The organism is Streptomyces yunnanensis, assembly GCF_029011865.1.
GTDB lineage: Bacteria > Actinomycetota > Actinomycetes > Streptomycetales > Streptomycetaceae > Streptomyces > Streptomyces yunnanensis.
Genome location: NZ_CP095749.1, coordinates 3,481,398 through 3,503,546 on the forward strand (window position 1 = coordinate 3,481,398; position 22,149 = coordinate 3,503,546).

Sequence of the window (22,149 nt, forward strand, 5' to 3'; positions counted from 1 at the left end):
AAGTATCGCCCGTGGGGGCGCGCGGGTGGTACGGCCGGTGCTCGATTTTGCGGACTCCGCACCCTGTCGTGGGCCGCGCCGTGCCGTCCGTTTGCCCGCACGCCCCCGGGCGTGCGCCCCGCGCGTCCGTCAGGGGACCAGCGCCGGCTGGTCGACCGCGACCGGGTCGGGCGCCGCCTCGGCGGGCGCCCCCGGCTCCTCCTGGGCCGGGCCGCCGGCCCGGGCCCGCCGGGGCAGCCGGAACAGCAGGCCGAGGACGAGCACCAGCCCGCCGGCGATCCACCACAGGGCGTGCGTGGTGGCGGCCACGAAGCCCGCGCGCCCCGGCCCGTCCACCGCGCCGAAGAACGCCACCGACGACAGCGCCAGGCCCAGCGCCATGCCCACCTGGCCGGTGGTGTTGAAGATGCCGGAGGCCGAGCCGGAGTGCCGGACCGGCACCTCGGAGAGCACCGCGTCGGTGATCGGCGCGACGATCAGCCCCATGCCGGCGCCCATCAGGACCATCGCCGGGGCCATCTGCCAGGACTGCATGGCGGTGCCGTAGTGGTCGGCCTGCCAGAGGTAGAGCAGGGCGCCGACGAGCATGATCAGCGCACCGGCCTGGAGCACCGCGCGGCCGAACCGGGGCACCAGCTTCTGCACCGACAGGCCGGCCGCGGCGGAGCAGGCCAGCGAGAACGGCAGACCGGTCAGCCCGGCGTGCAGCGGTCCCCAGCCCAGCCCGAGCTGCATGTAGAGCGTCCAAATGAGGAAGAACAGTCCACTGACCGCGCCGAAGAGGAGCTGGACGCCGGCGCCCGCCGCGAAGGTCTTGATCCGGAACAGCGAGAGCTCGACCAGCGGCGAGCCGTCCTTGCGGGCCTTGTGCCGCTCGTAGCGGACGAAGCCGGCGAGGACCAGCGGCCCGGCCGCCATGGCGACGAAGCCCCAGACGGGCCAGCCGGCCTCGCGGCCGTGGGTGAGCGGGTAGAGCACCAGCAGCAGGCCGACGGTGAGCAGCGCGGTGCCGACCAGGTCGAGGCGGAGCGCGGTGTCCGACCGGGACTCGGTGAGGAAGCGGCGGCCGAGCAGGATCCCGACCAGGCCGACCGGGAGGTTGATCAGGAAGATCGGCCGCCACTCCAGGCCGAAGAAGTTCCCCTGGGTGAGCAGGGCGCCGATCAGCGGACCGCAGACCGCGCCCAGGCCGACCACCGCGCCGAACATCCCGAAGACCTTGCCGCGCTCGTGGGCCGGGAAGCTGACGTGGATGATCGCCAGCACCTGCGGCACCATCAACGCCGCCATCGCGCCCTGGAGCACCCGCGCGGCGACCAGCATCGCCGGGTCCGCGGCCAGGCCGCACAGTGCCGAGGCGACGGTGAAGCCGCCCATGCCGAGCAGGAAGAGCTTCTTGCGGCCGTGGATGTCGCCGAGCCGGCCGCCGGTGATCAGGCCGATGGCGAAGGCCAGCGCGTATCCGGCGGTGATCCATTGCAGGGCGCCGAAGCCGGCTCCTGTGTCCTGCTGGATGTTGGGCAGGGCGATGTTGACGATCGTCGCGTCGACCAAGTCCATGAAGCTCGCGGTCAGCACGACGGCGAGGGCTATCCACCGTCTGCGGTCGGCGGACGCGGGCGCGTCGCCCACCGGTGCGGCGGGGGTCGGGTCGGACGGGGTCATGCGGGAACTCCTGGTGGTGCGGCGGACGAACGGAAGGGAGACGTCCGGGGCGGCACGCGCTGCGCTGACGGCGCGCACCGCCCCGGACGTCCTCGACACTAGGCGCCGTCTAGGACAGCTCCCGTCCTACTTGCTCGGCCATCATCGTCCCCATGAGTGAGACATCGGCACGTCTGCTGAACCTGCTGTCGCTGCTCCAGACGCCCCGGGAATGGCCGGGGCGGGAGCTCGCCGACCGGCTGCGGGTGACCACCCGGACCATCCGCCGCGACATCGAGCGGCTGCGCGAGCTGGGCTATCCGGTGCACGCCACGATGGGCGCCGAGGGCGGCTACCGGCTGGCCGCGGGCACCGCCATGCCGCCGCTGCTGCTGGACGACGAGGAGGCGGTGGCCATCGCGGTGGGCCTGCGCTCGACGGCGGGGCACACCATCGCGGGCATCGAGGAGGCGTCGGTCCGGGCGCTGGCCAAACTGGAGCAGGTGCTGCCGGCCCGGCTGCGGCGGCGGGTGGCCACGCTGGGCACGGCGACCGTCCCGATGCCGACCGGCGACGGCCCCACCGTCGACCCGGAGCACCTGGCGGTGCTGGCCGCCGCGATCGCCAACCACGAGCGGGTGCGCTTCCGCTACCGCGCCGGCGCGGGCGACCTCAGCCGGCGCCTGGTGGAGCCGCACCGGCTGGTGGCGGCGGGCCGCCGCTGGTACCTGGTGGCGTTCGACAACGACCGCGACGACTGGCGGATCTTCCGGGTGGACCGGCTGAGCGAACCGTTCGCCACCGGTGCGCGGACCGCGCCGCGCGAACTGCCGGCCGCCGACGCCGGGGCGTACGTCCGGGAGCGGATGCGCGGCATGGCGGGGATGACGGCGACCTATCGGGCGGTGGCGACGGTCCACGGGCCGGCCGAGGAGGTGGCGGCCCGGCTCGGCGGCCCGGCGGCGGGCCGGGTCGAGCCGCTCGACGAGGGCAGCTGCCGCTGGCACAGCGCACCCGACTCGCTGGAGTGGCTGGCGATGCGGCTGGCGCTGCTGGGCCGGGAGTTCACCGTGCACGAGCCGGCCGAGCTGGCCGGATATGTGCGGGAGATGGGTGGCCGGATGATGCGGGCGGGCGGCGCCACCGAGACGGACGCCACGCCGGCACCCTCTTCCGAGAATACCCCAGGGGGGTAAAGTGTCGGTGGGGTCGGCGGAAGGTGGACGGGACGTCGGCCGCCACCGGTTGCCGCACGGCCCCGCGAACAGGAGGAGCAGCCGTCATGACCACCGCGATCGATGGGCCCGTAGTCGAGCTGGAGATCGGCGGTATGACCTGCGCCTCGTGCGCGGCCCGCATCGAGAAGAAGCTCAACCGCATGGACGGGGTCACCGCCACCGTCAACTACGCCACCGAGAAGGCACAGGTGACGCTCGCGGAGGGCAGCGGCGTGGGCACCGCCGACCTGATCGCCACCGTGGAGAAGACCGGCTACACCGCCGCGGTCCCCGCGCCGCCCGCCCCGGAACCGCCCGCCGACGGCGCCGAGCGCGGCCCGGCCGCGGAGGCGGCCGACGGCCCGCTCGCCGCGCTGCGGCAGCGGCTGCTCGTCTCCCTGGCGCTCTCCGTGCCGGTGATCCTGATGGCGATGGTCCCGGCGCTCCAGTTCACCAACTGGCAGTGGCTGTCGCTGACCCTGGCCGCCCCCGTGGTGGCCTACGGGGCGTGGCCGTTCCACCGGGCCGCCTGGACCAACCTGCGGCACGGGGCGGCCACCATGGACACCCTGATCTCGATGGGCACCCTCGCCGCCTTCGGCTGGTCGCTGTGGGCGCTGTTCTTCGGTACGGCCGGGATGCCCGGTATGACCCACCCCTTCGAGCTGACCATCGCCCGCACCGACGGCAGCGGCGCCATCTACCTGGAGGCCGCGGCCGGCGTCACCACCTTCATCCTGGCCGGCCGGTACTTCGAGGCCCGCGCCAAGCGGAAGGCCGGCGCGGCCCTGCGGGCCCTGCTGGAACTGGGCGCCAAGGACGTCGCGGTGCTCCGCGCCGGCAAGGAGGTCCGGATCCCCGTCGGCGAGCTGCGGGTGGGCGACCGGTTCGTGGTCCGGCCCGGCGAGAAGATCGCCACCGACGGCCGGGTGGTGGAGGGCTCCTCCGCCGTGGACGCCTCGATGCTCACCGGCGAGTCCGTCCCCGTGGAGGTCGCCCCCGGCGACACCGTCACCGGCGCCACCGTCAACGCGGGCGGCCGGCTGGTCGTCGAGGCCACCCGGATCGGCGCGGACACCCAGCTCGCCAGGATGGCCAGGCTGGTGGAGGACGCCCAGAACGGCAAGGCGGCGGCCCAGCGGCTCGCCGACCGGATCTCCGCCGTCTTCGTCCCGATCGTCATCGCGCTGGCCCTGGCCACCCTCGGCTTCTGGCTCGGCACCGGCCACGGCGCGGTCGCCGCGTTCACCGCCGCGGTCGCGGTGCTGATCATCGCCTGCCCGTGCGCGCTGGGCCTGGCGACGCCGACCGCGCTGATGGTCGGCACCGGCCGCGGCGCCCAGCTCGGCATCCTGCTCAAGGGGCCGGAGGTGCTGGAGACCACCCGCGCCGTCGACACCGTCGTCCTGGACAAGACCGGCACCGTCACCACCGGCGTGATGACCCTGACCGGCGTCCACCTCGCCGACGGGGTGACCCGCGCGCAGGCGCTGCGGCTGGCCGGCGCCCTGGAGCACTCCTCCGAGCACCCCATCGCCCGCGCCCTGGCCACCGCCGCCCAGGAGGCCGAGCCGACCGGCACCCTGCCGGCACCCGAGGGCTTCACCAACGTCCCCGGCCTCGGCGTCCGCGGCTCCGTCGAGGGACACTCGGTCCTGGTCGGCCGGGAACGGCTGCTCAACGACCGCGGCCAGCAGCTGCCGCCCGCGCTGGCCGCCGCCAAGGACGCCGCCGAGCGGGCCGGGCACACCGCGGTCGTGGTCGGCTGGGACGGCGCGGCCCGCGCCGTGCTGGTGGTCTCCGACGCGGTCAAGCCCACCAGCGCCGAGGCGGTCCGCCGGCTGCGCGCGCTGGGCCTGACCCCGGTCCTGCTGACCGGCGACAACCGGGCGGTCGCCGAGTCGGTCGCCGCGGAGGTCGGCATCGACGAGGTGATCGCCGAGGTCCTGCCCGAGGACAAGGTGGCCGTCGTCGAGCGCCTCCAGGCCGAGGGCCGCTCGGTCGCCATGGTCGGCGACGGCGTCAACGACGCCGCGGCGCTGGCCCGCGCCGACCTCGGTCTGGCGATGGGCACCGGCACCGACGCCGCCATCGAGGCCGGCGACCTCACCCTCGTCCGCGGCGACCTGCGCGCCGCGGCGGACGCCATCCGGCTCGCCCGGGCCACCCTCGGCACCATCCGCGCCAACCTCTTCTGGGCGTTCGGCTACAACGTCGCCGCGCTGCCACTGGCCGCGGCGGGCCTGCTCAACCCCATGATCGCCGGCGCCGCGATGGCCTTCTCCTCGGTCTTCGTGGTCGGCAACAGCCTGCGCCTGCGGCGGTTCCGCGCCCTGGCCTGAGCCCCCGCGGCCCGTCCCGGCCCCGGCCGCGCACCGCGCCGCCGGGGCCGGGACGCGTCGGAAGCCTCCAGTTCTCGGCGCCGAACGTTGGCGGTTCGCACATCCTTCCGGCGCCGACGAGCGGCGAGACTGTGCGGGTACCGCCCGCTCCACGTACCGCAGGGGACCTCATGATCGGGTCGCGCATCCTGGCCCTCGGCCACTACCAGCCCTCCCGTGTGCTGACCAACGACGAGCTCGCCGGAATGGTCGACACCGACGACGCCTGGATCCGCAGCCGCGTCGGCATCCGCACCCGGCACGTCGCGGCGCCGGAGGAGACGGTGGACGCGATGGCCGCCGCGGCCGCCGAGAAGGCCCTGGCCGCCGCCGGCCTGGCCACCACGGACATCGACCTGGTGCTGGTCGCCACCTGCACCGCCACCGACCGCAGCCCCAACACCGCGGCCCGGGTCGCGGCCAGCCTGGGCCTGGCCGCCCCGGCCACGATGGACATCAACGTCGTCTGTGCCGGCTTCACCCACGCGCTGGCCACCGCCGACCACGCGATCCGGGCCGGCTCGGCGACGAACGCCCTGGTCATCGGCGCGGAGAAGTTCACCGACGTGGTGGACTGGACCGACCGCTCCACCTGCGTCCTGGTCGGCGACGGCGCCGCGGCCGCGGTGGTCACCGCCTCCCCCGAGCCGGGCATCAGCCCGGTGCTGTGGGGGTCGGTCCCGGAGATGGGCAACGCCGTCCGCATCGAGGGCACCCCGGCCCGCTTCTCCCAGGAGGGCCAGACCGTCTACCGCTGGGCCACCACCCAGCTCCCGGCCATCGCCCGCAAGGTCTGCGACCGGGCCGGCCTGCACCCCGAGGAGCTGGCCGGCGTCGTCCTCCACCAGGCCAACCTGCGGATCATCGAGCCGGTCGCGGAGCGCATCGGCGCGGTCAACGCCGTCGTCGCCCGGGACGTCGTCGACTCCGGCAACACCTCGGCCGCCTCGGTCCCGCTCGCCCTGGCCAAGCTGGTCGAGCGCCGAGAGGTCCCGGCCGGCGCCCCGGTGCTGCTCTTCGCCTTCGGCGGCAACCTCTCCTACGCCGGGCAGGTCGTCCGCATCCCCTGACGGCCCCGGCCCGGCGGCGTCCGATTCCTTCAAGACGGCGCCCCGCCGCCGCTCCTACGCTCGCGGCCATGAACACCCCACCCGTAGTACCCCGCCTCGACGCGATCGGCCTGGTGGTGGCCGACATGGCCGCCTCCCTGGCGTTCTACCGCCGGCTCGGCCTCACCGTCCCCGACGGCGGCGACACCGCCCCGCACGCCGAGGCACCGCTCCCCGGCGGCCTCCGCCTGATGTGGGACACCCACGAGACCGCCCGCTCCCTCGACCCCGGCTGGACGCCGCTCCCGGCCGGCGCCCCCACCGGCCTGGCCTTCGCCTGCGCGGACGCCGCCCACGTCGACGCCGTGTACAGGGACCTCACCGCCGCCGGCTACCGGGGCGGGAAGGCCCCCTGGGACGCCGACTGGGGCCAGCGCTACGCCGTCGTCCAGGACCCGGACGGCCACGGGGTGGACCTCTTCGCCCCGCTGCCCTAGGGCCGGGCCCGGCCGGTCGGGGCCCGGCCGGCCGTCCCGGTCATTCGGTGTCCTGTGGATGCTCCTCCAGGTACATCACGCCGCAGGTGCGGCAGAACGGCTGCGCCTCGGCCGTCCCCCACTTGCCGGCCGATTGGGTCATGGCAGCCGGGGCCAGCGGCTGGCCGCACATCGCGATGGTCGCGCCCACCCTGGTCATGTGCCACTTCTTGACCGGTGTGTCCTCGTGCGGCAGCACGCCCTCCGCATACTCCGCGCGCATCTCATGCTCCATGGCAGGTGCACCTCCTACCGCCCACCATGCGCCGCCGCTCCCGACCCCACAACGCCAGCCCACCCGGCCGGGCGGCCATCGGCCCGCCCTGGGGCCTGTCCTGGGGCCCGCCCTAGAAGACCGACCAGCCGGTGAGCGTGGTGAACTGGTCGAGCGCCGCCATCCCGGCCACGGAGTTTCCCCGCGCGTCCAGCCCCGGGCTCCACACGCACAGCGTGCACCGCCCCGGCACCACGGCCACGATGCCGCCGCCCACCCCGCTCTTCGCCGGCAGGCCCACCCGGTAGGCGAACTCCCCGGCGGCGTCGTACGTGCCGCAGGTCAGCATCACCGCGTTGATGCGCTTGGCCTCGCGCGCCTCCAGCAGCCGGCTCCCGTCGGCCCGCAGCCCGTGCCGGGCCAGGAACCCGCCGGCCACCGCCAGGTCCCGGCAGGACATCTCGATCGAGCACTGCCAGAAGTAGTGCTCGATGACGCTCGGCACGGGGTTCTCCAGATTCCCGAACGACGCCATGAAGTGCGCCAGGGCCGCGTTGCGGTCCCCGTGGTCGGCCTCGGAACCGGCCACCGCCTGGTCGAACGCCAGCTCCGCATTGCCGCTCTCGGCCTGGAGGAACTCCAGCATCGAGGTGCTGGCGTCACCGGTCATGGTCAGCAGGCGGTCCGTCACCACCAGCGCGCCCGCGTTGATGAAAGGATTCCTCGGAATCCCGTTCTCCCACTCCAGCTGCACCAGGGAGTTGAACGGCGTCCCCGAGGGCTCCCGCCCGACCCGCTGCCAGATGTCGTCGTCCCCATGGGAACCGGCCATCACCAGCGCCAGCGAGAACGCCTTGGAGATCGACTGCACGGAGAACGGGACCTGCCAGTCACCGGTCCCGTACACCTCGCCGTTGATGTCCGCCACCGCGATCCCGAAGCGGTCCGGGGACACCTCCGCCAACGCCGGAATGTAGTCGGCGACGTGCCCGCGCCCCACGAACGGCCTCGCATAGGCCGCTACCTCTTCAAGAACGGCCTGGTAGTCCATACGGGACACGCTAACCCGCGCCGAGGACCGCTCCCATCGGAGCCCCCGCAAGTGACTTCACCTCGCGCGCCAAATGGGCCTGGTCCGCGTATCCGGCGCGCGCCGCGACCTCGGCGTACGGGACGCCGGCGCGGGCCAGGTCCAGCGCCCGCACCAGCCGCAGCACCCGGCTCAGCGTCTTCGGTCCGTACCCGAACACCGCCAGGCTGTGCCGGTGCAGCCGCCGTTCGCCCAGCCCGGCCAGCCGGGCGGCCTCCGCCACCGGCCGGCCGCTCCCGAGCGCGGCCACCAGCACCGCGGTCCGCCCGTCCCGTCCGGGCAGCTCACCGCGCGCACCGGCCCCGGCGGCCCACCGCCCGGCCGCCCGCAGCCGGTCCCGCGCGGCCTCCTCCAGCACCGCCCCCGGGCCGTCGGCCGCCGCCCGCTCCGCCAGTTCGCGGGCCCGCCGGGCGCCCCACAGATCCTCCAACGGCACCCGTCGGTCGCGCAGTTCATGGGCCGGCACCCCGAAGACGGCCGGCCCCTGCCCCGGCGCGAACCGCAGCCCCACCCAGCGCGTCCCGTCCGGCACCGCGGCGGCCACGCGCTGCGGCCCGGTGTCCGGCCCGGCCACCAGCAGCCGCCCCGCGCTCCAGATCAGGTCCGTGCACCCGTCGGGCAGCACCGGCCCCGCCCCGGGCAGCGTGGTGGTGCTCCACAGCACCGCCCCCGGCAGCCGGGACGTCCGCTCCCGGTAAGTCCCCCGGGTGGTCCGGCCGGAGTCCGCCCCCGCTGCACCAACCGGCTCACCCATGTCGCGCTCCTCGCCCACATCCCCCAGCCTGGCACGGGAACCGTACGGCCGTCCCCGCCGTTGATCCCTTACGAAACCGACACCGACCGGGTCACACCGGCCCGTACGCCAGGGAGGCAGCAATGTCAGGGTTTCTCGACCGCGCCAAGGAGCAGGCCAAGCAGGGGCTGGCCCAGGGCAAGCAGAAGGTCGACGAGTTGCAGCAGCAGCGCGCGGGCAACGACCTCCTGAGGAAGCTCGGCGCGGCCTATTACGCGGAGCGCCGCGGCAGTGGCACCCCCGATGCCACCCAGAGCGCCCTCACCGCCCTCGAAGCCCACATCAGCGCCCACGGCGACGGCTTCCTGCACGGCTGACGCCACACCACCACCGCACCCCCGTCCCCCTCCCCCTCCCCGCTCCCGTGACCAGCCCCGATCCCCAGGCCCTCCGCCCCCGCCTCCCGTCCCCCCTCCAGCCCGTCCACGACGAGCGGTTCACCCGCCACGGCGTCCGGCTGGTGCTCAAGCGCGACGACCTCATCCACCCCGCCCTGCCGGGCAACAAGTGGCGCAAGCTGGCCCCCAACCTCCGGGCCGCGGCCGAGGCCGGCGACCGTGCGCTGCTCACCTTCGGCGGTGCGTACTCCAACCACCTGCGCGCCACGGCCGCCGCGGGCCGGCTGCTCGGCTTCACGACCATCGGCGTGGTCCGCGGCGACGAGCTCGCCGGCGCCCCGCTCAACTGGTCCCTGGCGCGCTGCACCGCCGACGGGATGGAACTGCACTTCGTCGACCGCGCCACCTACCGCCGCGCGTCCGACCCGGAGGTGCTCGCCGCCCTCCACGAGCGGTTCGGCGCCTTCCGCCTCATACCCGAGGGCGGCAGCAACGCCCTCGCCGCACAGGGCTGCACGGAGTTGGGCCGGGAGCTGCGCGGGCAGGCCGACACGGTCGCGGTGGCCTGCGGCACCGGCGGCACCCTGGCCGGGCTCGCCGCCGGCCTCGGCCCCGGCCAGCGCGCGCTGGGCATACCGGTCCTCAAGGGCGGCAGCCCGCACTTCCTCCACGGGACGGTCGCCGACCTCCAGCGCGCGGCCTTCGGCGACGTCCGCGGCGACTGGACGCTGGCGGAGGACTTCCACTGCGGCGGCTACGCCCGCCGCACCCCCGAACTCGACGCGTTCGCCGACGCCTTCGAGGAGCGGCACGGCCTGCCCGTCGAGCGGGTCTACGTCGCCAAGCTGCTGCTCGCCCTGGCCACGCTCGCCGAGCGGGGCGCCTTCCCGCCCGGCAGCACCGTCGCCGCCGTCGTCACCGGCACCGCCTGAGGCCCACCCGACGGGGCCTGGCCGACGCGCCGACAGGCCCCAGCCCGCGGCCTCAGCCCTCGGCCTCCCGGTAGGCCGCCGCCTCCTCCAGGTCCAGCCGCCGCAGCAGCGTCCGCATCATCTCGTCGTCGATGCGCCGGGCGTCCCGCAGCTCGACGAAGACCCGCCGCTCGGTCTCGATCATCTCCCGGGCCAGTCGCCGGTAGGTGTCGTCGGCGGACTCCCCGGTCAGCTCGTTGACGGCGCCCAGCCGCTCCCAGACCGCGTTGCGGCGGCGTTCCATGACCGTGCGCAGCCGGTCGGCCAGCGGCCCCGGCAGGGCGTTCCGCTCGTCCTGGAGCAGGGCGTCGAGCCGGTCCTCGGCGGCCCGCGACGCCTCGTTCTGGGCCTGCGCCTCGGCCAGCGTCTCGGCCTGGGCGTCCCGGCCGGGCAGCCGCAGCGCCCGGATCAGCGGCGGCAGCGTCAGTCCCTGGACGACCAGCGTGCCGATGACGGTGGTGAAGGTCAGGAACAGCACGAGGTTGCGGGCCGGGAAGGGGCCGCCGCCCAGGACCGTCGCGGGGATGGAGAAGGCGATGGCCAGCGAGACCACCCCGCGCATCCCGGCCCAGCCGACGATGACCGGCGCGGTCCAGGTGGTGTCCGGTTCGCGGTTCCGGATCCGGGCCGACAGCAGCCGCGGCAGGTACGTCGCGGGGAAGACCCACAGATAGCGCGCCAGCACCACGGCGCCGAACACGACCGCCGCGTACCCGAGGGCCTGGGCCGTGCCGAACTCCCCCAGGCCGCGCAGCACGACCGGCAGTTGGAGTCCGATCAGCGCGAAGACCGCGGACTCCAGCACGAAGGAGACCATCTTCCAGACCGCCTCCTCCTGGAGCCGGGTCTCGAAGTCGACCTGCCAGGAGCGGTGGCCCAGGTAGAGGCCGACGACCACGACGGCCAGCACCCCGGAGGCCCCGACCTGTTCGGCCGCGGCGTACGCGGTGAACGGGATGAGCAGGGAGAGGGTGTTCTCCAGGAGCGGCGATTCCCGCAGCCGGCAGCGCAGCCAGTGCAGCGGCACCATCAGCACCAGGCCGATCCCGATGCCGCCCAGGGACGCCACGGCGAACTCCCGGAGGCCGGCGCCCCAGGAGGCGCTGGCTCCCACGGCGGCGCCCAGCGCGACCTTGTACGCGGTGATCGCGGTGGCGTCGTTGACCAGCGACTCGCCCTGGAGGATCGTCGTGATCCGGTGCGGCAGGCCCAGTCTGCGGGCGATCGCGGTGGCCGCGACGGCGTCCGGCGGGGCGACGACGGCGCCCAGGACCAGCGCGGCGGTCAGCGGCAGGTCCGGGACGACCAGGTACGCCACGTACCCGACGGCCAGCGTCGCGAACAGCACATAGCCGATGGAGAGCAGCGCCACCGGCCGCAGATTGGCCCGCAGGTCCAGGTAGGAGCTGTCCAGGGCGGCGGTGTGCAGCAGCGGGGGCAGCAGCAGCGGCAGCACGATGTGCGGGTTGAGGGTGTAGTCCGGGATGCCGGGGATGTACGAGGCCCCGAGCCCCACGGCGACCAGCAGCAGCGGCGCCGGCACCGGGGTGCGCCGCGCCAGCCCGGCGACCCCCGCGCTGCCCGCGACCAGCAGCAACAGCGGCATCACGTCCACGCCCGCACCGTCCCCACGCTCATCCCCCGCCGGCCGTCCCGGCGATCTAACCTGGCCATCATGAGCGAGTGCACGCATGTTCCCGAATTCCCGCGCGCCGAACCGGTGCCGCTGAGCGAGACCTGCCTGGAGTGCCTGGCCGTCGGCAGCCACCCGGTACAGCTGCGGCTCTGCCTGGAATGCGGGCACGTCGGCTGCTGCGACTCCTCGCCGTACCGCCACGCCACCGGGCACTTCAAGGAGACCGGCCACCCGGTGATGCGGTCGTTCGAACCGGGCGCCTCGTGGCGCTGGTGCTTCGTCGACGAGGTGCTGGTCTGAGCCCGGCCGGGGCGTGCGGCGGACCCCCTCGGGGCGTTCCGGGGCCCCGGTTTAGCCTTGCGGCATGATCCGCGAAGCGCTGCCCGACGACGTCCCCGTCATCCTCGCCATGATCGGCGAACTGGCCGCCTACGAGCGCGTCCCCGAGGCCGCGCGGGCCACCGAACCGCAGCTGAAGGAGGCGCTGTTCGGTCCGCAGCCGGCCGCCTTCGCACTGATCGCCGAGGACGCCGGGGAGCCGGTCGGCTTCGCCCTGTGGTTCCGGAACTTCTCGACGTGGACGGGCACGCACGGTGTCTACCTGGAGGACCTGTACGTCCGCCCCGCGGCGCGCGGCGGCGGTCACGGCAAGGCATTGCTGGCGACCCTCGCACAGATCTGCGTGACCCGCGGCTACGAACGTTTCGAGTGGTCGGTCCTGGACTGGAACGAACCGACCATTGGTTTTTACCGATCCATCGGCGCCGAGCCCATGGACGAATGGACGGTCTTCCGGCTCACTGGAGATGCGCTGTACTCACTGTCGGGTGCTGCACCTGCCAACGGAGCGTAATCAGCCTCGATTTGGCGCCCCAGACCCCTACCACCGTCCGTGCCCGAGGTTTTACACTCTGTAACAGATGCTCCGCCGCGAGCCGTCCGTCGCCTTTCGGACGGCTGCCCTGCTCCTTCTGGGCGACACCGGCCCGCGGATCGCGATAGCGTCACAGCCGAACCACGAGCCGCGCCGGATCGTTCTCCTTAGCACCTGGCGGGAGAGCCGCCCGGCACGGATGCCCCGAAGTACGCGAAAAACGCGAACCGCAAGAGCTTCATCACGCATTCCAGCTCTACCAGCTTGTGCCACCTTGGAGGTGAGGGTGTCCCAGATCGCAGGCGAGCCCGGGACTCAGGACTTCGTGGAAGTCCGTCTGCCCGCTGCGGGTGCCTACCTGTCCGTGCTGCGTACCGCCACGGCCGGGCTCGCAGCCCGCTTGGACTTCACCCTCGACGAAATCGAGGATCTGCGCATCGCGGTCGACGAAGCCTGCGCGATCCTGCTGCAACAGGCCGTCCCCGGCAGCGTGCTCAGCTGCGTCTTCCAGCTGATCGACGACGCGCTGCAGGTGACGGTGTCGGCCCCGACGACCGACGGCCGCGCTCCCGAGCGCGACACGTTCTCCTGGACGGTGCTCTCCGCACTGGCCGGCAAGGTCGACTCCACCGTCGCCGAGGACCGTACGGTCACCATCAGTCTGTACAAGGAGCGCGGCGCCGGTCCCGGACCGTCATGACCGAACAGGGGGCCCCGTGAAAGATCTCGAACGCGGCGCGAGGATGGCGGCGGGCGCGGTCATCCCCGGGCAGCATGCCCGGCCGCACCCGGTGGGAGCGGACGACCACGGCGGCCGGCTGGCCGCGGCGGAGCAGGCAGAGCGGGCGGACCACATGGACCACAGCGAGCAGCAGGGCCGACAGGCGGACCGGCAGGAAGCGCCGGCCACCGGCGACCGGCCCCAGGAGCGGCATTCCCCGGCACCGGAGGATCCGCACGACCGCGGCGGCGCCCGGGCGATGTTCTACGAGCTGCGCAAGCTCCCGGACGGCTCCCCGGAGCGTGCGGAGCTGCGCAACACCCTCGTGCGCATGCACCTGCCGCTGGTCGAGCACCTGGCCCGGCGGTTCCGCAACCGCGGCGAACCGCTCGACGACCTGACCCAGGTCGCCACCATCGGCCTGATCAAGTCGGTCGACCGGTTCGACCCGGAGCGCGGGGTGGAGTTCTCCACGTACGCCACGCCCACCGTCGTCGGGGAGATCAAGCGGCACTTCCGCGACAAGGGCTGGGCGGTCCGGGTCCCGCGCCGTCTCCAGGAGCTGCGGCTGTCGCTGACCACGGCGACCGCCGAGCTGTCCCAGCGGCACGGCCGGGCGCCCACGGTCCACGAGCTGGCCGAGCACCTGGGGATCTCCGAGGAGGAGGTCCTGGAGGGCCTGGAGTCGGCGAACGCCTACAGCACCCTCTCGCTGGACGTCCCGGACACCGACGACGAGTCCCCGGCGGTCGCCGACACCCTCGGCGCGGAGGACGAGGCGCTGGAGGGCGTGGAGTACCGCGAGTCCCTCAAGCCGCTGCTGGAGGACCTGCCGCCGCGCGAGAAGAAGATCCTGCTGCTGCGGTTCTTCGGCAACATGACCCAGTCACAGATCGCCCAGGAGGTCGGCATCTCCCAGATGCACGTCTCCCGCCTGCTGGCCCGCACCCTGGCCCAACTGCGCGACAAGCTCCTCGTGGAGGAGTAACCGGCACCCCCGGCCCGGAACCCCGGTCTCCGGAACCCAGGCCCCCGGTCCCCCGGGGCCCTGGAACTCCGCATCCCTCGACACCTGCGACCCCGTCGACCTCCACACCCGCCGAGCCCGGCGCCCCTCGGGCCGCTCCGGCCGCTCCGGCCGCTCCTCGGAGCCTCTCGGAATCCGCCTCGCAATCCGTCGAGCCGCGTCCCTCCCCGGAAAATCCCGGTCGTGCCCGATCTCTCCCCGAAACACCCCGATCGAGCCCGGCGTCTCCCCCGAAAACCCCGATCGAGCCCGATCTCTCCCCGAAAACCCCGATGGGGCGGGAATCCCACCCCGCCCCATCCCGTTGTGGCCCCGCAGGGGGCGCCGGCATCCCCTACGGGATCCGTTCGCCCCTCCCCTACGGGGCCTCGCGTCGTTTCGGGCCCCTCCGCCGCGGGCCCCGCGCGCTCCGCCGCTCGCGGGCTACGGCGCCTCGCGCGGACCGATGCCCAGCGCCTCGGTCGCCGTCGGATTGACCAGCAGGACGAGCACGACCAGCGCCGCCACCGCCAGCGCGGCCCCGGCGGCGATCAGCAGACCGCCGCCCTTGACGAGTGTCCAGGCGACCGGCAGCGCCACGATCTGGGTGATCAGCGACGGCCCCCGGCTCCACCGCCGACGCAGCCACAGCCCCCGCGCGGCGACCAGCGGCAGCACCGCCAGCGCCAGGATCGTCGCCCCGCCCATCTCCGCCTGCTGCGGACTGTCCGGCGCCCCGACCAGGCCGTTGATCAGCATGTACGTACCGAGGGCGGCCAGGGCCAGCCCCTCGATGCCGGTGAGCGCCGCGGCGGCGCTCAGCCGGGTGGGCCGCGGGCCGTCCGGCTCGGGCACCGCGGGGGTGCCCGCGGCTCGCTTCGGGGACTGCTTCTGCTGACTGGTCACCTCAGCAGGGTAGCGTCGGGCCCCTGCCGGATCGGGCCCGCCCGCACCCTGGACAGGAGTGAGAGGAGTACCGGCAGGTAGGTACGCTGCTGCATATGCGCGCACTTCTCGTGGTCAATCCCGCAGCAACCACCACCAGTGCCCGCACCCGTGAGGTTCTCACCCACGCACTGGCCAGCGACCTCAAGCTGGAGGTCGCCGAGACGCAGTACCGCGGGCACGCCCGCGACCTGGCCCGGGAGGCCGCCGAGGGCGGGGAGACCGACCTGGTGGTGGCGCTCGGCGGCGACGGCACGGTCAACGAGGTCGTCAACGGCCTGCTGACGACCGGCCCCGACCCGGACTCGCACCCCCGGCTCGCCGTGGTCCCCGGCGGCTCGACCAACGTCTTCGCCCGGGCCCTGGGGCTGCCCAACGACGTCGTGGAGGCCACCGGCGCCCTGCTGGACGCGCTGCGCGACCGCAGCGAGCGCACGGTGGGCCTGGGCCTGGCCGCGGGTACGCCGGGGAGCCCGGACGAGGGGGTGCCGGCCCGCTGGTTCACGTTCTGCGCCGGCTTCGGCTTCGACGCGGGCGTGGTCGGCCGGGTCGAACAGCAGCGCGAGCGCGGCAAGCGGTCCACCCACGCGCTGTACGTGCGCCAGGTCGTCCGGCAGTTCATGGGCGAGGCCAATCGCCGGCGCGGCACCATCACGCTGGAGCGACCGGGCGGGGAGCCGGGCACGACGGAGGTCATCGAGAACCTCACGATGTCCATAATCTGCAACACCGCGCCCTGGTCCTACCTGGGCAATCGCCCGATCTACCCCTCCCCCGAGGCGTCCTTCGACACCGCCCTGGACCTCTTCGCGCTGGACAAGTTCTCGGTGCCCGCGGTGACCCGTTATGCGTCCCAACTCCTCGCCTCCACACCGGATCGCGGCCCACGGGGCAAACACGTTCTCTCGCTCCACGACCTCACCGACTTCACCTTGCATTCGCAGGTTCCCCTGCCGTTTCAGATGGACGGTGACCACTTGGGACTGCGGACGAGTGTGACGTTCACAGGCGTTCGCCGTGCACTGCGTGTGATTGTGTGAGCAGTAGGGCCTAAAGTCCTTTCACTCGAACGTTTAGACTGGCTTCCACCCCCTGGAATGACGGCTGTGAGCTAGGCGACACCAAGGAATCAAAAAAAAGTTTCCGGAAGGGGTTGTATCCGTCGCCGAGGTTTGCGAGTCTCTTCATGGCGATCGGGACGGCCGCTCTACCGGCCCCCTTGAGAGCCCGAATCCTCCTCCTCATCCCACAGGACCGCACCAGTCGTTGACTGGCCTCCGGCCCTTCCCTTGTGGAGGGATTCGTGAAAGCGTTCACATTCACAAGCAACGTTCCCGTCACACGAGGAGATGGAGCAGCCATGGACTGGCGTCACCGCGCCGTTTGCCGCGAAGAAGACCCCGAGCTCTTCTTCCCCATCGGCAACACCGGTCCCGCGCTGCTGCAGATCGAGGAAGCCAAGGCCGTCTGCCGCCGCTGCCCCGTCATGGAGCAGTGCCTGCAGTGGGCGCTTGAGTCCGGCCAGGACTCCGGCGTCTGGGGTGGTCTGAGCGAGGACGAGCGCCGCGCGATGAAGCGCCGTGCAGCTCGCAACCGGGCGCGCAACGCCAGCGCCTGAGCCAGCCTCCCCGTGGCCCCCGAGCCGCAGCGCGCAGTACCTTCGATGCCCACCCGGAGCTGAGACCCGGGCGTTATCGCATCGCTACAGCTTTGAGCCCCGGACCGATTTCGGTCCGGGGCTTGTTGCTGTTGGGGGGTGGCCTTCCAGGGGCCGGCCGGATTCCGGACCTCTCCAGTGAAACCGGACCCGATCCGGCGTCAGGCCCCAGATCGGGTCCGCGACGTCCCGTCGTTCACCCGATGCGTCGAGAGCGAGTGCCACGCGCCGGGGGGCGGTGCCGCGCGCCGGGGGGCGGTGCCACGCGCCGGGGGGCGGTGCCGGACGCCGCGACCCCCGGCCATGACCCATCGGACAGGCCCTAGTGCTGCTTCTCCGCGCGCACGGGGATGTCGAGGAGCACCTGGGTGCCGCCCTCGGGTCGGCGGACCATGTCGAACGTGCCGCCCAACTCCCCTTCCACCAGGGTCCGTACGATCTGCAGCCCCAGGTTTCCGGCGCGGTGCGGGTCGAATCCCTCGGGCAGTCCGCGGCCGTTGTCCTGGACGGTGACCAGCAGTCGGGGCTCGGTGCGGCTGCCGCCACGGACCGCGGTGACCTCGACCGTGCCGTGCTGCTCCTGGTCGAAGGCGTGTTCCAGGGCGTTCTGGAGCACCTCGGTGAGCACCATCGACAGCGGGGTGGCCACCTCGGCGTCCAGTACGCCGAAGCGTCCGGTGCGGCGGGTGGTCACCTTGCCCGGGGCGATCTCGGCGACCATGGCCAGCACCCGGTCGGCGATCTCGTCGAATTCCACCCGCTCGTCGAGCGTCTGGGAAAGCGTCTCGTGGACGATCGCGATCGAACCGACACGGCGCACGGCCTCGTCGAGCGCCTCGCGACCCTGCTCCGATTCCATCCGGCGGGACTGCAGCCGCAGCAGGGCGGCAACGGTCTGGAGATTGTTCTTCACCCGGTGGTGGATTTCCCGAATGGTCGCGTCTTTCGTGATCAGTTCCCGTTCGCGGCGACGGAGTTCGGTCACATCGCGCAGCAGGACCAGCGAACCGATGTGCGTGCCCTTGGGTTTGAGGGGAATGGCCCGCAATTGGATCACCCCGTCGTTGCCCTCGACCTCGAATTCCCGCGGGGCCCAGCCGCTGGCCAGTTTGACCAGCGCCTCGTCCACCGGGCCACGGGCCGGGGCGAGTTCGGCGGTGGCCTGGCCGAGGTGGTGGCCCACCAGGTCGGCGGCGAGGCCGAGCCGGTGGTAGGCGGAGAGCGCGTTGGGGCTGGCGTACTGGACCACGCCGTCGGCGTCGAGGCGGATCAGTCCGTCGCCGGCGCGCGGCGAGGCGTCCATGTCGACCTGCTGCTCCGGGAAGGGAAACGTTCCGGCAGCGATCATCTGGGCCAGGTCGGAGGCGCTTTGGAGGTAGGTGAGCTCCAGCCGGCTGGGGGTCCGCACGGTCAGCAGGTTGGTGTTCCGGGCGATCACCCCGAGCACCCGGCCCTCCCGGCGGACCGGGATGGACTCGACCCGCACCGGCACCTCCTCGCGCCACTCCGGGTCGCCCTCGCGCACGATGCGGCCCTCGTCCAGGGCGGAGTCCAGCATCGGGCGGCGGCCCCGGGGAACGAGATGTCCGACCATGTCGTCCTGGTAGGAGGTCGGTCCGGTGTTGGGCCTCATCTGGGCGACCGACACGTAACGCGTGCCGTCGAGGGTGGGGACCCACAGGACGAGGTCGGCGAAGGAGAGGTCGGAGAGCAACTGCCACTCCGAGACCAGCAGGTGCAGCCACTCCAGGTCGGAGTCGCTCAGAGCGGTGTGCTGGCGTACGAGATCGTTCATCGAGGGCACACCTTGGAGCCTACCGGCGTACGGTATGTGTTGTGCCTGCACGGCCATGGACACGGCAGAATGGTCTAGTCCAGAATGTGCGGTGCGGCACACCGGGGGAAACCCCGGACCGCTGGAACTTCCGCTCTCCCCGCACAGGAGGGCGGATAGAGGCCCACGGCGCTCTCTGCCCTGACTGCGCCCGGGCCTCCGATCGACCGGTCCCGGGACGGGACCGCGTCCCCTACCGCACTGGGGGCGCCTCCCGTCCGTAGTACGGAGCCGGCCGATGTCAGCTCCGGGCTGCGGTGCCGGACAGGTTGAGGGTCCTGTCCCGGCGCCGCGGCCCGCGGGTGCTTTCGGGGGCCGGCGGCAGAAGATCTAGCCCCGCTCCCCCTCGCGCGGCCAGGCGTTCATCGCCAGCCCGGCGACCGCCTCCAGCGTCGCCCGGTCCGTGCCGTCCCGCGCCGACTGCGACATCCCGGCGAGGATCGCGCTCACGTACTCGGCCAGCGCGTTGGCGTCCGTGTCGGAGGGGACCTCGCCGATGGCGACGTCGGCCCGGATCGCGCGCTCGATCTCCTGGACGTTCGCGTGCCGCTTCTCCCGGAGGGACGCGGCGACCTCGGCGGAGGCGGGTGCGGTGTTCAGCGCGGCGCTGATGACCATGCAGCCGCGCGGGCGGTCCGGAACGGTGTATTCGGCGGCGGCCTCGCGCAGCGCCCGCTCGACGCCGCGGCGGGCGGTCGGCTCCTCGGCCAGCGCGCGGGAGATGAAGCCGCCGTACAGCTGTCCGTAGACGGCGATCGCCTCGTCGAACAGGGCCCGCTTGTCGCCGAAGGCGGCGTAGAGGCTGGGGGCGCTGATCCCCATCTCGCGGGTGAGGTCGGAGATGGACGTCGATTCGTATCCGTGCTCCCAGAACGAACGGAGCGCCTTCTCCAGGGCCGTGTCCCGGTCGAACGACCTGGGCCGGCCACGCTGCTTGGTCTCCTTGGCCACCATGGAGTGAATTCTATAGCGGTCGATAAGAAATGCGTGCTACGGTTTTTGTGTAGCGAGCACTACAGAAAGGGCTCGCCGGACGGCCTGTTGCGCGTGCGGACGAGACGCACGGGCGCGGAAGACGAAGGGGAGGGCCCGAGATGGGTGCACTCAGCGGGAAGACGGCACTGGTGACGGGCGGCGGCCGGGGCATCGGCCGGGCGATCTCGGAGCGACTGGGGCGGGACGGCGCGCGGGTCGGCGTGCACTACGCAAGCGACGAGACGGCCGCGAAGGAGACGGTCGCGGCGATCGAGGCGGCGGGCGGCGAGGCGTTCACCGTGCGCGCCGAGCTGGGGGGACCGGGGGACGCCGAGGCGCTGTGGGCCGCGTTCGACGCGCAGGCCGACGGGCTGGACATCCTGGTCAACAACGCAGGGATCAACAAGGCGTTGGACGGCACCCTGCGCCCGTTCGAGGCGATCACGCGCGGCGATATCGAGCACCTCTTCGCGGTCAATGCCACCGCGCCGTTCTTCGTGATCCAGGAGGGGCTGTCCCGCCTGCGGGACGGCGGACGGATCATCAACGTCTCCACGGGGCTGACGCGCAGCGCCGCCAAGTCCGACCTGATCGCCTATGCCATGTCCAAGGGCCCGATCGACATACTGACCAGTTCGTTGGCACGGGAGCTCGGCCCCCGCGGCATCACGGTCAACGCGGTGGCACCCGGCGCGGTCGACACGGACATGAACGCCGCCTGGCTACGCGGCGAGGGGAACGCCGGGGCGCGCACGGCGACCGGGGCGCGCTCGCCGCTGGGGCGGGTCGCGGACCCCACCGACATCGGCGACCTCGTGGGGTTCCTCGCCTCGAACGACAGCCGGTGGGTGACGGGCCAGTGGATAGATGCCACCGGCGGCGCCCTGCTCTGACGGGTGACCGGTGACGAGTGGCGGATCGACCTCCGCGACCGCGCCGCCCCGCGCGATTGCCGCGGCCCGAGTGCGCACTCCGGCCGGGCGCACCGCTCGACGCGCCCGATCCCGCCCACATGCCCCTTCCCACCCGTACGCCGGTTCCGGACCGTACGCCGGATTCGGCGCCCGGGCGCAGGGCCTCGGTCCGGTCACCGGGGCGAGGGGGAGAAGTGGGGAAAACGTGCGCTTTTGTTCAGCGGCGCCACGGGGTCGCGGTGGCCCGCCTCTGCTAGATTGGTCTATACCACATAGCCCATTCTCCAGAACGGCAGGCCAAGCGTGGAAGTTGTCATCGTCCCGGATGCCGTGGCAGGCGGCGAGCTCATCGCGGAGGCCATCGCGACCCTGGTGCGCCGCAAGCCCGAGGCGCTGCTCGGGGTGGCCACCGGCTCGACCCCGCTGCCCATCTACGAGGCGCTGGCGACGAAGGTCCGGGCCGGTGCGGTGGACGCCTCGCGGGCCCGGATCTGCCAGCTCGACGAGTATGTGGGCCTGCCCTCCGGGCACCCCGAGTCGTACCGCTCGGTGGTGCTGCGCGAGGTGGTGGAGCCGCTGGGGCTCGACGAGAGCGCGTTCATGGGGCCGGACGGCACGGCGGAGGACGTCCAGGCCGCCTGCGAGGCGTACGACAAGGCGCTGCGCGACGCCGGCGGGGTGGACCTCCAGCTGCTCGGCATCGGCACCGACGGGCACATCGGCTTCAACGAGCCCTGTTCGTCGCTGGCTTCCCGTACCCGTATCAAGACCCTCACCCAGCAGACCCGGGAGGACAACGCCCGCTTCTTCGACAGCCTGGACGAGGTCCCGCACCACGTCATCACCCAGGGCATCGGCACCATCCTGGAGGCCCGTCACCTGGTGCTGCTCGCCACCGGCGAGGGCAAGGCCGACGCCGTGGCACAGGCCGTCGAGGGGCCGGTCGCCGCGCTGGTGCCGGCCTCGGCACTCCAGCTCCACCGGCATGCCACGGTGGTCGTCGACGAGGCCGCGGCGTCGAAGCTGAAGCTGGCCGACTACTTCCGCGCGACCTACGCCGCCAAGCCGGAGTGGCAGGGGCTCTAGAAGAACCCACCGGCGGCCCGAGGGTCCGTACCGGTGCCGGGCCTTCGCGGGGCCGGCGCGGGTACGGGCCCTGCGCGTGTCGCGGGGCGGGGCGACGCGCCCCACGCGGTCGCCCCGCCTGGCGGCTGCCCCCACCCGCGGGCGTGTCCGCTGTCGGGGAGGGGCCGCCGGGGAGGGCGCACGACCCGTCAGGGGGTGCGCGCCCTCGGGGCCACTGACGTCAGGGGTGTGCCGCGTGGTGCGGCTCACCCGTCAGGGAGGCTGACGT

22 protein-coding genes are annotated in these 22,149 nt (G+C 73.1%); 14 read left to right on the plus strand and 8 right to left on the minus strand.

Annotation, left to right across the window (positions count from 1 at the left end):
* Positions 1–129: 129 nt before the first annotated feature.
* Positions 130–1,665 (minus strand): MFS transporter, encoded by a 1,536-nt coding sequence (locus MOV08_RS15035; RefSeq protein WP_275307744.1) that lies wholly within the window; start codon positions 1,663–1,665, stop codon positions 130–132.
* A gap of 152 nt (positions 1,666–1,817) precedes the next feature.
* Here MOV08_RS15035 and MOV08_RS15040 point away from each other — a divergent pair, with 152 nt between their 5' ends.
* The 4 genes from MOV08_RS15040 (at position 1,818) to MOV08_RS15055 (ending at position 6,788) form a co-directional block, all read left to right on the plus strand.
* Positions 1,818–2,840 (plus strand): helix-turn-helix transcriptional regulator, encoded by a 1,023-nt coding sequence (locus MOV08_RS15040; protein ID WP_275307745.1) that lies wholly within the window; start codon positions 1,818–1,820, stop codon positions 2,838–2,840.
* A gap of 86 nt (positions 2,841–2,926) precedes the next feature.
* On the plus strand, positions 2,927–5,203 hold the full coding sequence (locus MOV08_RS15045) for a heavy metal translocating P-type ATPase (protein WP_275307746.1): 2,277 nt from the start codon (positions 2,927–2,929) through the stop codon (positions 5,201–5,203).
* Positions 5,204–5,373: 170 nt separating this feature from the next.
* The gene (locus MOV08_RS15050; protein WP_275307747.1) at positions 5,374–6,312 is read left to right on the plus strand and encodes a beta-ketoacyl-ACP synthase III; all 939 of its coding nucleotides are present in this window, start codon (positions 5,374–5,376) and stop codon (positions 6,310–6,312) included.
* A gap of 68 nt (positions 6,313–6,380) precedes the next feature.
* Positions 6,381–6,788, plus strand: a complete 408-nt coding sequence (locus tag MOV08_RS15055) for a VOC family protein (protein ID WP_039632873.1) — start codon at positions 6,381–6,383, stop codon at positions 6,786–6,788.
* Positions 6,789–6,828: 40 nt separating this feature from the next.
* Here the strand turns inward: MOV08_RS15055 and MOV08_RS15060 are convergent, their stop codons facing one another.
* The 3 genes from MOV08_RS15060 to MOV08_RS15070 form a co-directional block, all read right to left on the minus strand.
* Entirely contained in the window at positions 6,829–7,062 is a 234-nt protein-coding gene (locus MOV08_RS15060; RefSeq protein ID WP_039632875.1) for a hypothetical protein, read from the minus strand.
* A 112-nt stretch (positions 7,063–7,174) separates the two neighbouring features.
* Positions 7,175–8,092: a glutaminase gene (locus MOV08_RS15065; protein WP_039632877.1), complete on the minus strand. Its 918-nt coding sequence runs from the start codon at positions 8,090–8,092 to the stop codon at positions 7,175–7,177.
* 10 nt (positions 8,093–8,102) lie between these two features.
* A complete protein-coding gene (locus MOV08_RS15070; protein WP_275307748.1) occupies positions 8,103–8,885 on the minus strand; it encodes a helix-turn-helix domain-containing protein in 783 nt (260 codons plus the stop codon).
* Between the two features lie 122 nt (positions 8,886–9,007).
* On the opposite strand from MOV08_RS15070, the gene MOV08_RS15075 reads away from it, so the two are divergent.
* Together MOV08_RS15075 and MOV08_RS15080 are read left to right on the plus strand one after the other, a co-directional pair.
* Positions 9,008–9,241 (plus strand): hypothetical protein, encoded by a 234-nt coding sequence (locus tag MOV08_RS15075; protein WP_039632879.1) that lies wholly within the window; start codon positions 9,008–9,010, stop codon positions 9,239–9,241.
* A 47-nt stretch (positions 9,242–9,288) separates the two neighbouring features.
* Entirely contained in the window at positions 9,289–10,194 is a 906-nt protein-coding gene (locus MOV08_RS15080; protein WP_275307749.1) for a 1-aminocyclopropane-1-carboxylate deaminase/D-cysteine desulfhydrase, read from the plus strand.
* A gap of 52 nt (positions 10,195–10,246) precedes the next feature.
* Here the strand turns inward: MOV08_RS15080 and MOV08_RS15085 are convergent, their stop codons facing one another.
* Entirely contained in the window at positions 10,247–11,839 is a 1,593-nt protein-coding gene (locus MOV08_RS15085) for a Na+/H+ antiporter (protein ID WP_420834293.1), read from the minus strand.
* Positions 11,840–11,908: 69 nt separating this feature from the next.
* On the opposite strand from MOV08_RS15085, the gene MOV08_RS15090 reads away from it, so the two are divergent.
* From MOV08_RS15090 to MOV08_RS15105, 4 genes are all read left to right on the plus strand, one after another.
* Positions 11,909–12,169, plus strand: coding sequence for a UBP-type zinc finger domain-containing protein (locus tag MOV08_RS15090; protein WP_039632886.1), 261 nt, complete (start codon positions 11,909–11,911; stop codon positions 12,167–12,169).
* A gap of 64 nt (positions 12,170–12,233) precedes the next feature.
* Positions 12,234–12,722, plus strand: a complete 489-nt coding sequence (locus MOV08_RS15095) for a GNAT family N-acetyltransferase (RefSeq protein WP_275307751.1) — start codon at positions 12,234–12,236, stop codon at positions 12,720–12,722.
* A 307-nt stretch (positions 12,723–13,029) separates the two neighbouring features.
* Entirely contained in the window at positions 13,030–13,443 is a 414-nt protein-coding gene (locus MOV08_RS15100) for an ATP-binding protein (RefSeq protein WP_039632890.1), read from the plus strand.
* A 43-nt stretch (positions 13,444–13,486) separates the two neighbouring features.
* Positions 13,487–14,452 (plus strand): RNA polymerase sigma factor SigF, encoded by a 966-nt coding sequence (locus MOV08_RS15105; RefSeq protein ID WP_275311787.1) that lies wholly within the window; start codon positions 13,487–13,489, stop codon positions 14,450–14,452.
* Between the two features lie 462 nt (positions 14,453–14,914).
* On the opposite strand, the gene MOV08_RS15110 is transcribed toward MOV08_RS15105, so the two are convergent.
* Positions 14,915–15,376, minus strand: a complete 462-nt coding sequence (locus MOV08_RS15110) for a hypothetical protein (protein WP_073443540.1) — start codon at positions 15,374–15,376, stop codon at positions 14,915–14,917.
* A 95-nt stretch (positions 15,377–15,471) separates the two neighbouring features.
* Between MOV08_RS15110 and MOV08_RS15115 the strand changes: the two genes are divergently transcribed.
* Together MOV08_RS15115 and MOV08_RS15120 are read left to right on the plus strand one after the other, a co-directional pair.
* Positions 15,472–16,455, plus strand: a complete 984-nt coding sequence (locus MOV08_RS15115; RefSeq protein ID WP_073443541.1) for a diacylglycerol/lipid kinase family protein — start codon at positions 15,472–15,474, stop codon at positions 16,453–16,455.
* 320 nt (positions 16,456–16,775) lie between these two features.
* Positions 16,776–17,033, plus strand: coding sequence for a WhiB family transcriptional regulator (locus MOV08_RS15120; RefSeq protein ID WP_003983230.1), 258 nt, complete (start codon positions 16,776–16,778; stop codon positions 17,031–17,033).
* A 361-nt stretch (positions 17,034–17,394) separates the two neighbouring features.
* Here MOV08_RS15120 and MOV08_RS15125 read toward each other — a convergent pair whose 3' ends face one another.
* The gene (locus MOV08_RS15125; protein ID WP_067347060.1) at positions 17,395–18,867 is read right to left on the minus strand and encodes a sensor histidine kinase; all 1,473 of its coding nucleotides are present in this window, start codon (positions 18,865–18,867) and stop codon (positions 17,395–17,397) included.
* 369 nt (positions 18,868–19,236) lie between these two features.
* Entirely contained in the window at positions 19,237–19,860 is a 624-nt protein-coding gene (locus tag MOV08_RS15130; RefSeq protein ID WP_275307752.1) for a TetR/AcrR family transcriptional regulator, read from the minus strand.
* 140 nt (positions 19,861–20,000) lie between these two features.
* Here MOV08_RS15130 and MOV08_RS15135 point away from each other — a divergent pair, with 140 nt between their 5' ends.
* A complete protein-coding gene (locus MOV08_RS15135) occupies positions 20,001–20,774 on the plus strand; it encodes an SDR family oxidoreductase (protein ID WP_275307753.1) in 774 nt (257 codons plus the stop codon).
* 324 nt (positions 20,775–21,098) lie between these two features.
* Entirely contained in the window at positions 21,099–21,881 is a 783-nt protein-coding gene (gene nagB / locus MOV08_RS15140) for a glucosamine-6-phosphate deaminase (RefSeq protein ID WP_039632907.1), read from the plus strand.
* The last annotated feature ends 268 nt before the right edge of the window (positions 21,882–22,149 follow it).

Bases quoted from the DNA above. Each gene is read 5' to 3' on its own strand.
- MOV08_RS15060 (WP_039632875.1), bottom strand. From the start codon at position 7,062: ATGGAGCATGAGATGCGCGCGGAGTATGCGGAGGGCGTGCTGCCGCAC.
- MOV08_RS15045 (WP_275307746.1), top strand. From the start codon at position 2,927: ATGACCACCGCGATCGATGGGCCCGTAGTCGAGCTGGAGATCGGCGGT.
- MOV08_RS15125 (WP_067347060.1), bottom strand. From the start codon at position 18,867: ATGAACGATCTCGTACGCCAGCACACCGCTCTGAGCGACTCCGACCTG.
- MOV08_RS15130 (WP_275307752.1), bottom strand. From the start codon at position 19,860: ATGGTGGCCAAGGAGACCAAGCAGCGTGGCCGGCCCAGGTCGTTCGAC.
- MOV08_RS15075 (WP_039632879.1), top strand. From the start codon at position 9,008: ATGTCAGGGTTTCTCGACCGCGCCAAGGAGCAGGCCAAGCAGGGGCTG.
- MOV08_RS15105 (WP_275311787.1), top strand. From the start codon at position 13,487: ATGGCGGCGGGCGCGGTCATCCCCGGGCAGCATGCCCGGCCGCACCCG.
- MOV08_RS15085 (WP_420834293.1), bottom strand. From the start codon at position 11,839: ATGCCGCTGTTGCTGCTGGTCGCGGGCAGCGCGGGGGTCGCCGGGCTG.
- MOV08_RS15115 (WP_073443541.1), top strand. From the start codon at position 15,472: ATGCGCGCACTTCTCGTGGTCAATCCCGCAGCAACCACCACCAGTGCC.
- MOV08_RS15120 (WP_003983230.1), top strand. From the start codon at position 16,776: ATGGACTGGCGTCACCGCGCCGTTTGCCGCGAAGAAGACCCCGAGCTC.
- MOV08_RS15135 (WP_275307753.1), top strand. From the start codon at position 20,001: ATGGGTGCACTCAGCGGGAAGACGGCACTGGTGACGGGCGGCGGCCGG.
- MOV08_RS15065 (WP_039632877.1), bottom strand. From the start codon at position 8,092: ATGGACTACCAGGCCGTTCTTGAAGAGGTAGCGGCCTATGCGAGGCCG.
- MOV08_RS15095 (WP_275307751.1), top strand. From the start codon at position 12,234: ATGATCCGCGAAGCGCTGCCCGACGACGTCCCCGTCATCCTCGCCATG.
- MOV08_RS15035 (WP_275307744.1), bottom strand. From the start codon at position 1,665: ATGACCCCGTCCGACCCGACCCCCGCCGCACCGGTGGGCGACGCGCCC.
- MOV08_RS15090 (WP_039632886.1), top strand. From the start codon at position 11,909: ATGAGCGAGTGCACGCATGTTCCCGAATTCCCGCGCGCCGAACCGGTG.
- MOV08_RS15070 (WP_275307748.1), bottom strand. From the start codon at position 8,885: ATGGGTGAGCCGGTTGGTGCAGCGGGGGCGGACTCCGGCCGGACCACC.
- MOV08_RS15040 (WP_275307745.1), top strand. From the start codon at position 1,818: ATGAGTGAGACATCGGCACGTCTGCTGAACCTGCTGTCGCTGCTCCAG.
- MOV08_RS15050 (WP_275307747.1), top strand. From the start codon at position 5,374: ATGATCGGGTCGCGCATCCTGGCCCTCGGCCACTACCAGCCCTCCCGT.
- MOV08_RS15055 (WP_039632873.1), top strand. From the start codon at position 6,381: ATGAACACCCCACCCGTAGTACCCCGCCTCGACGCGATCGGCCTGGTG.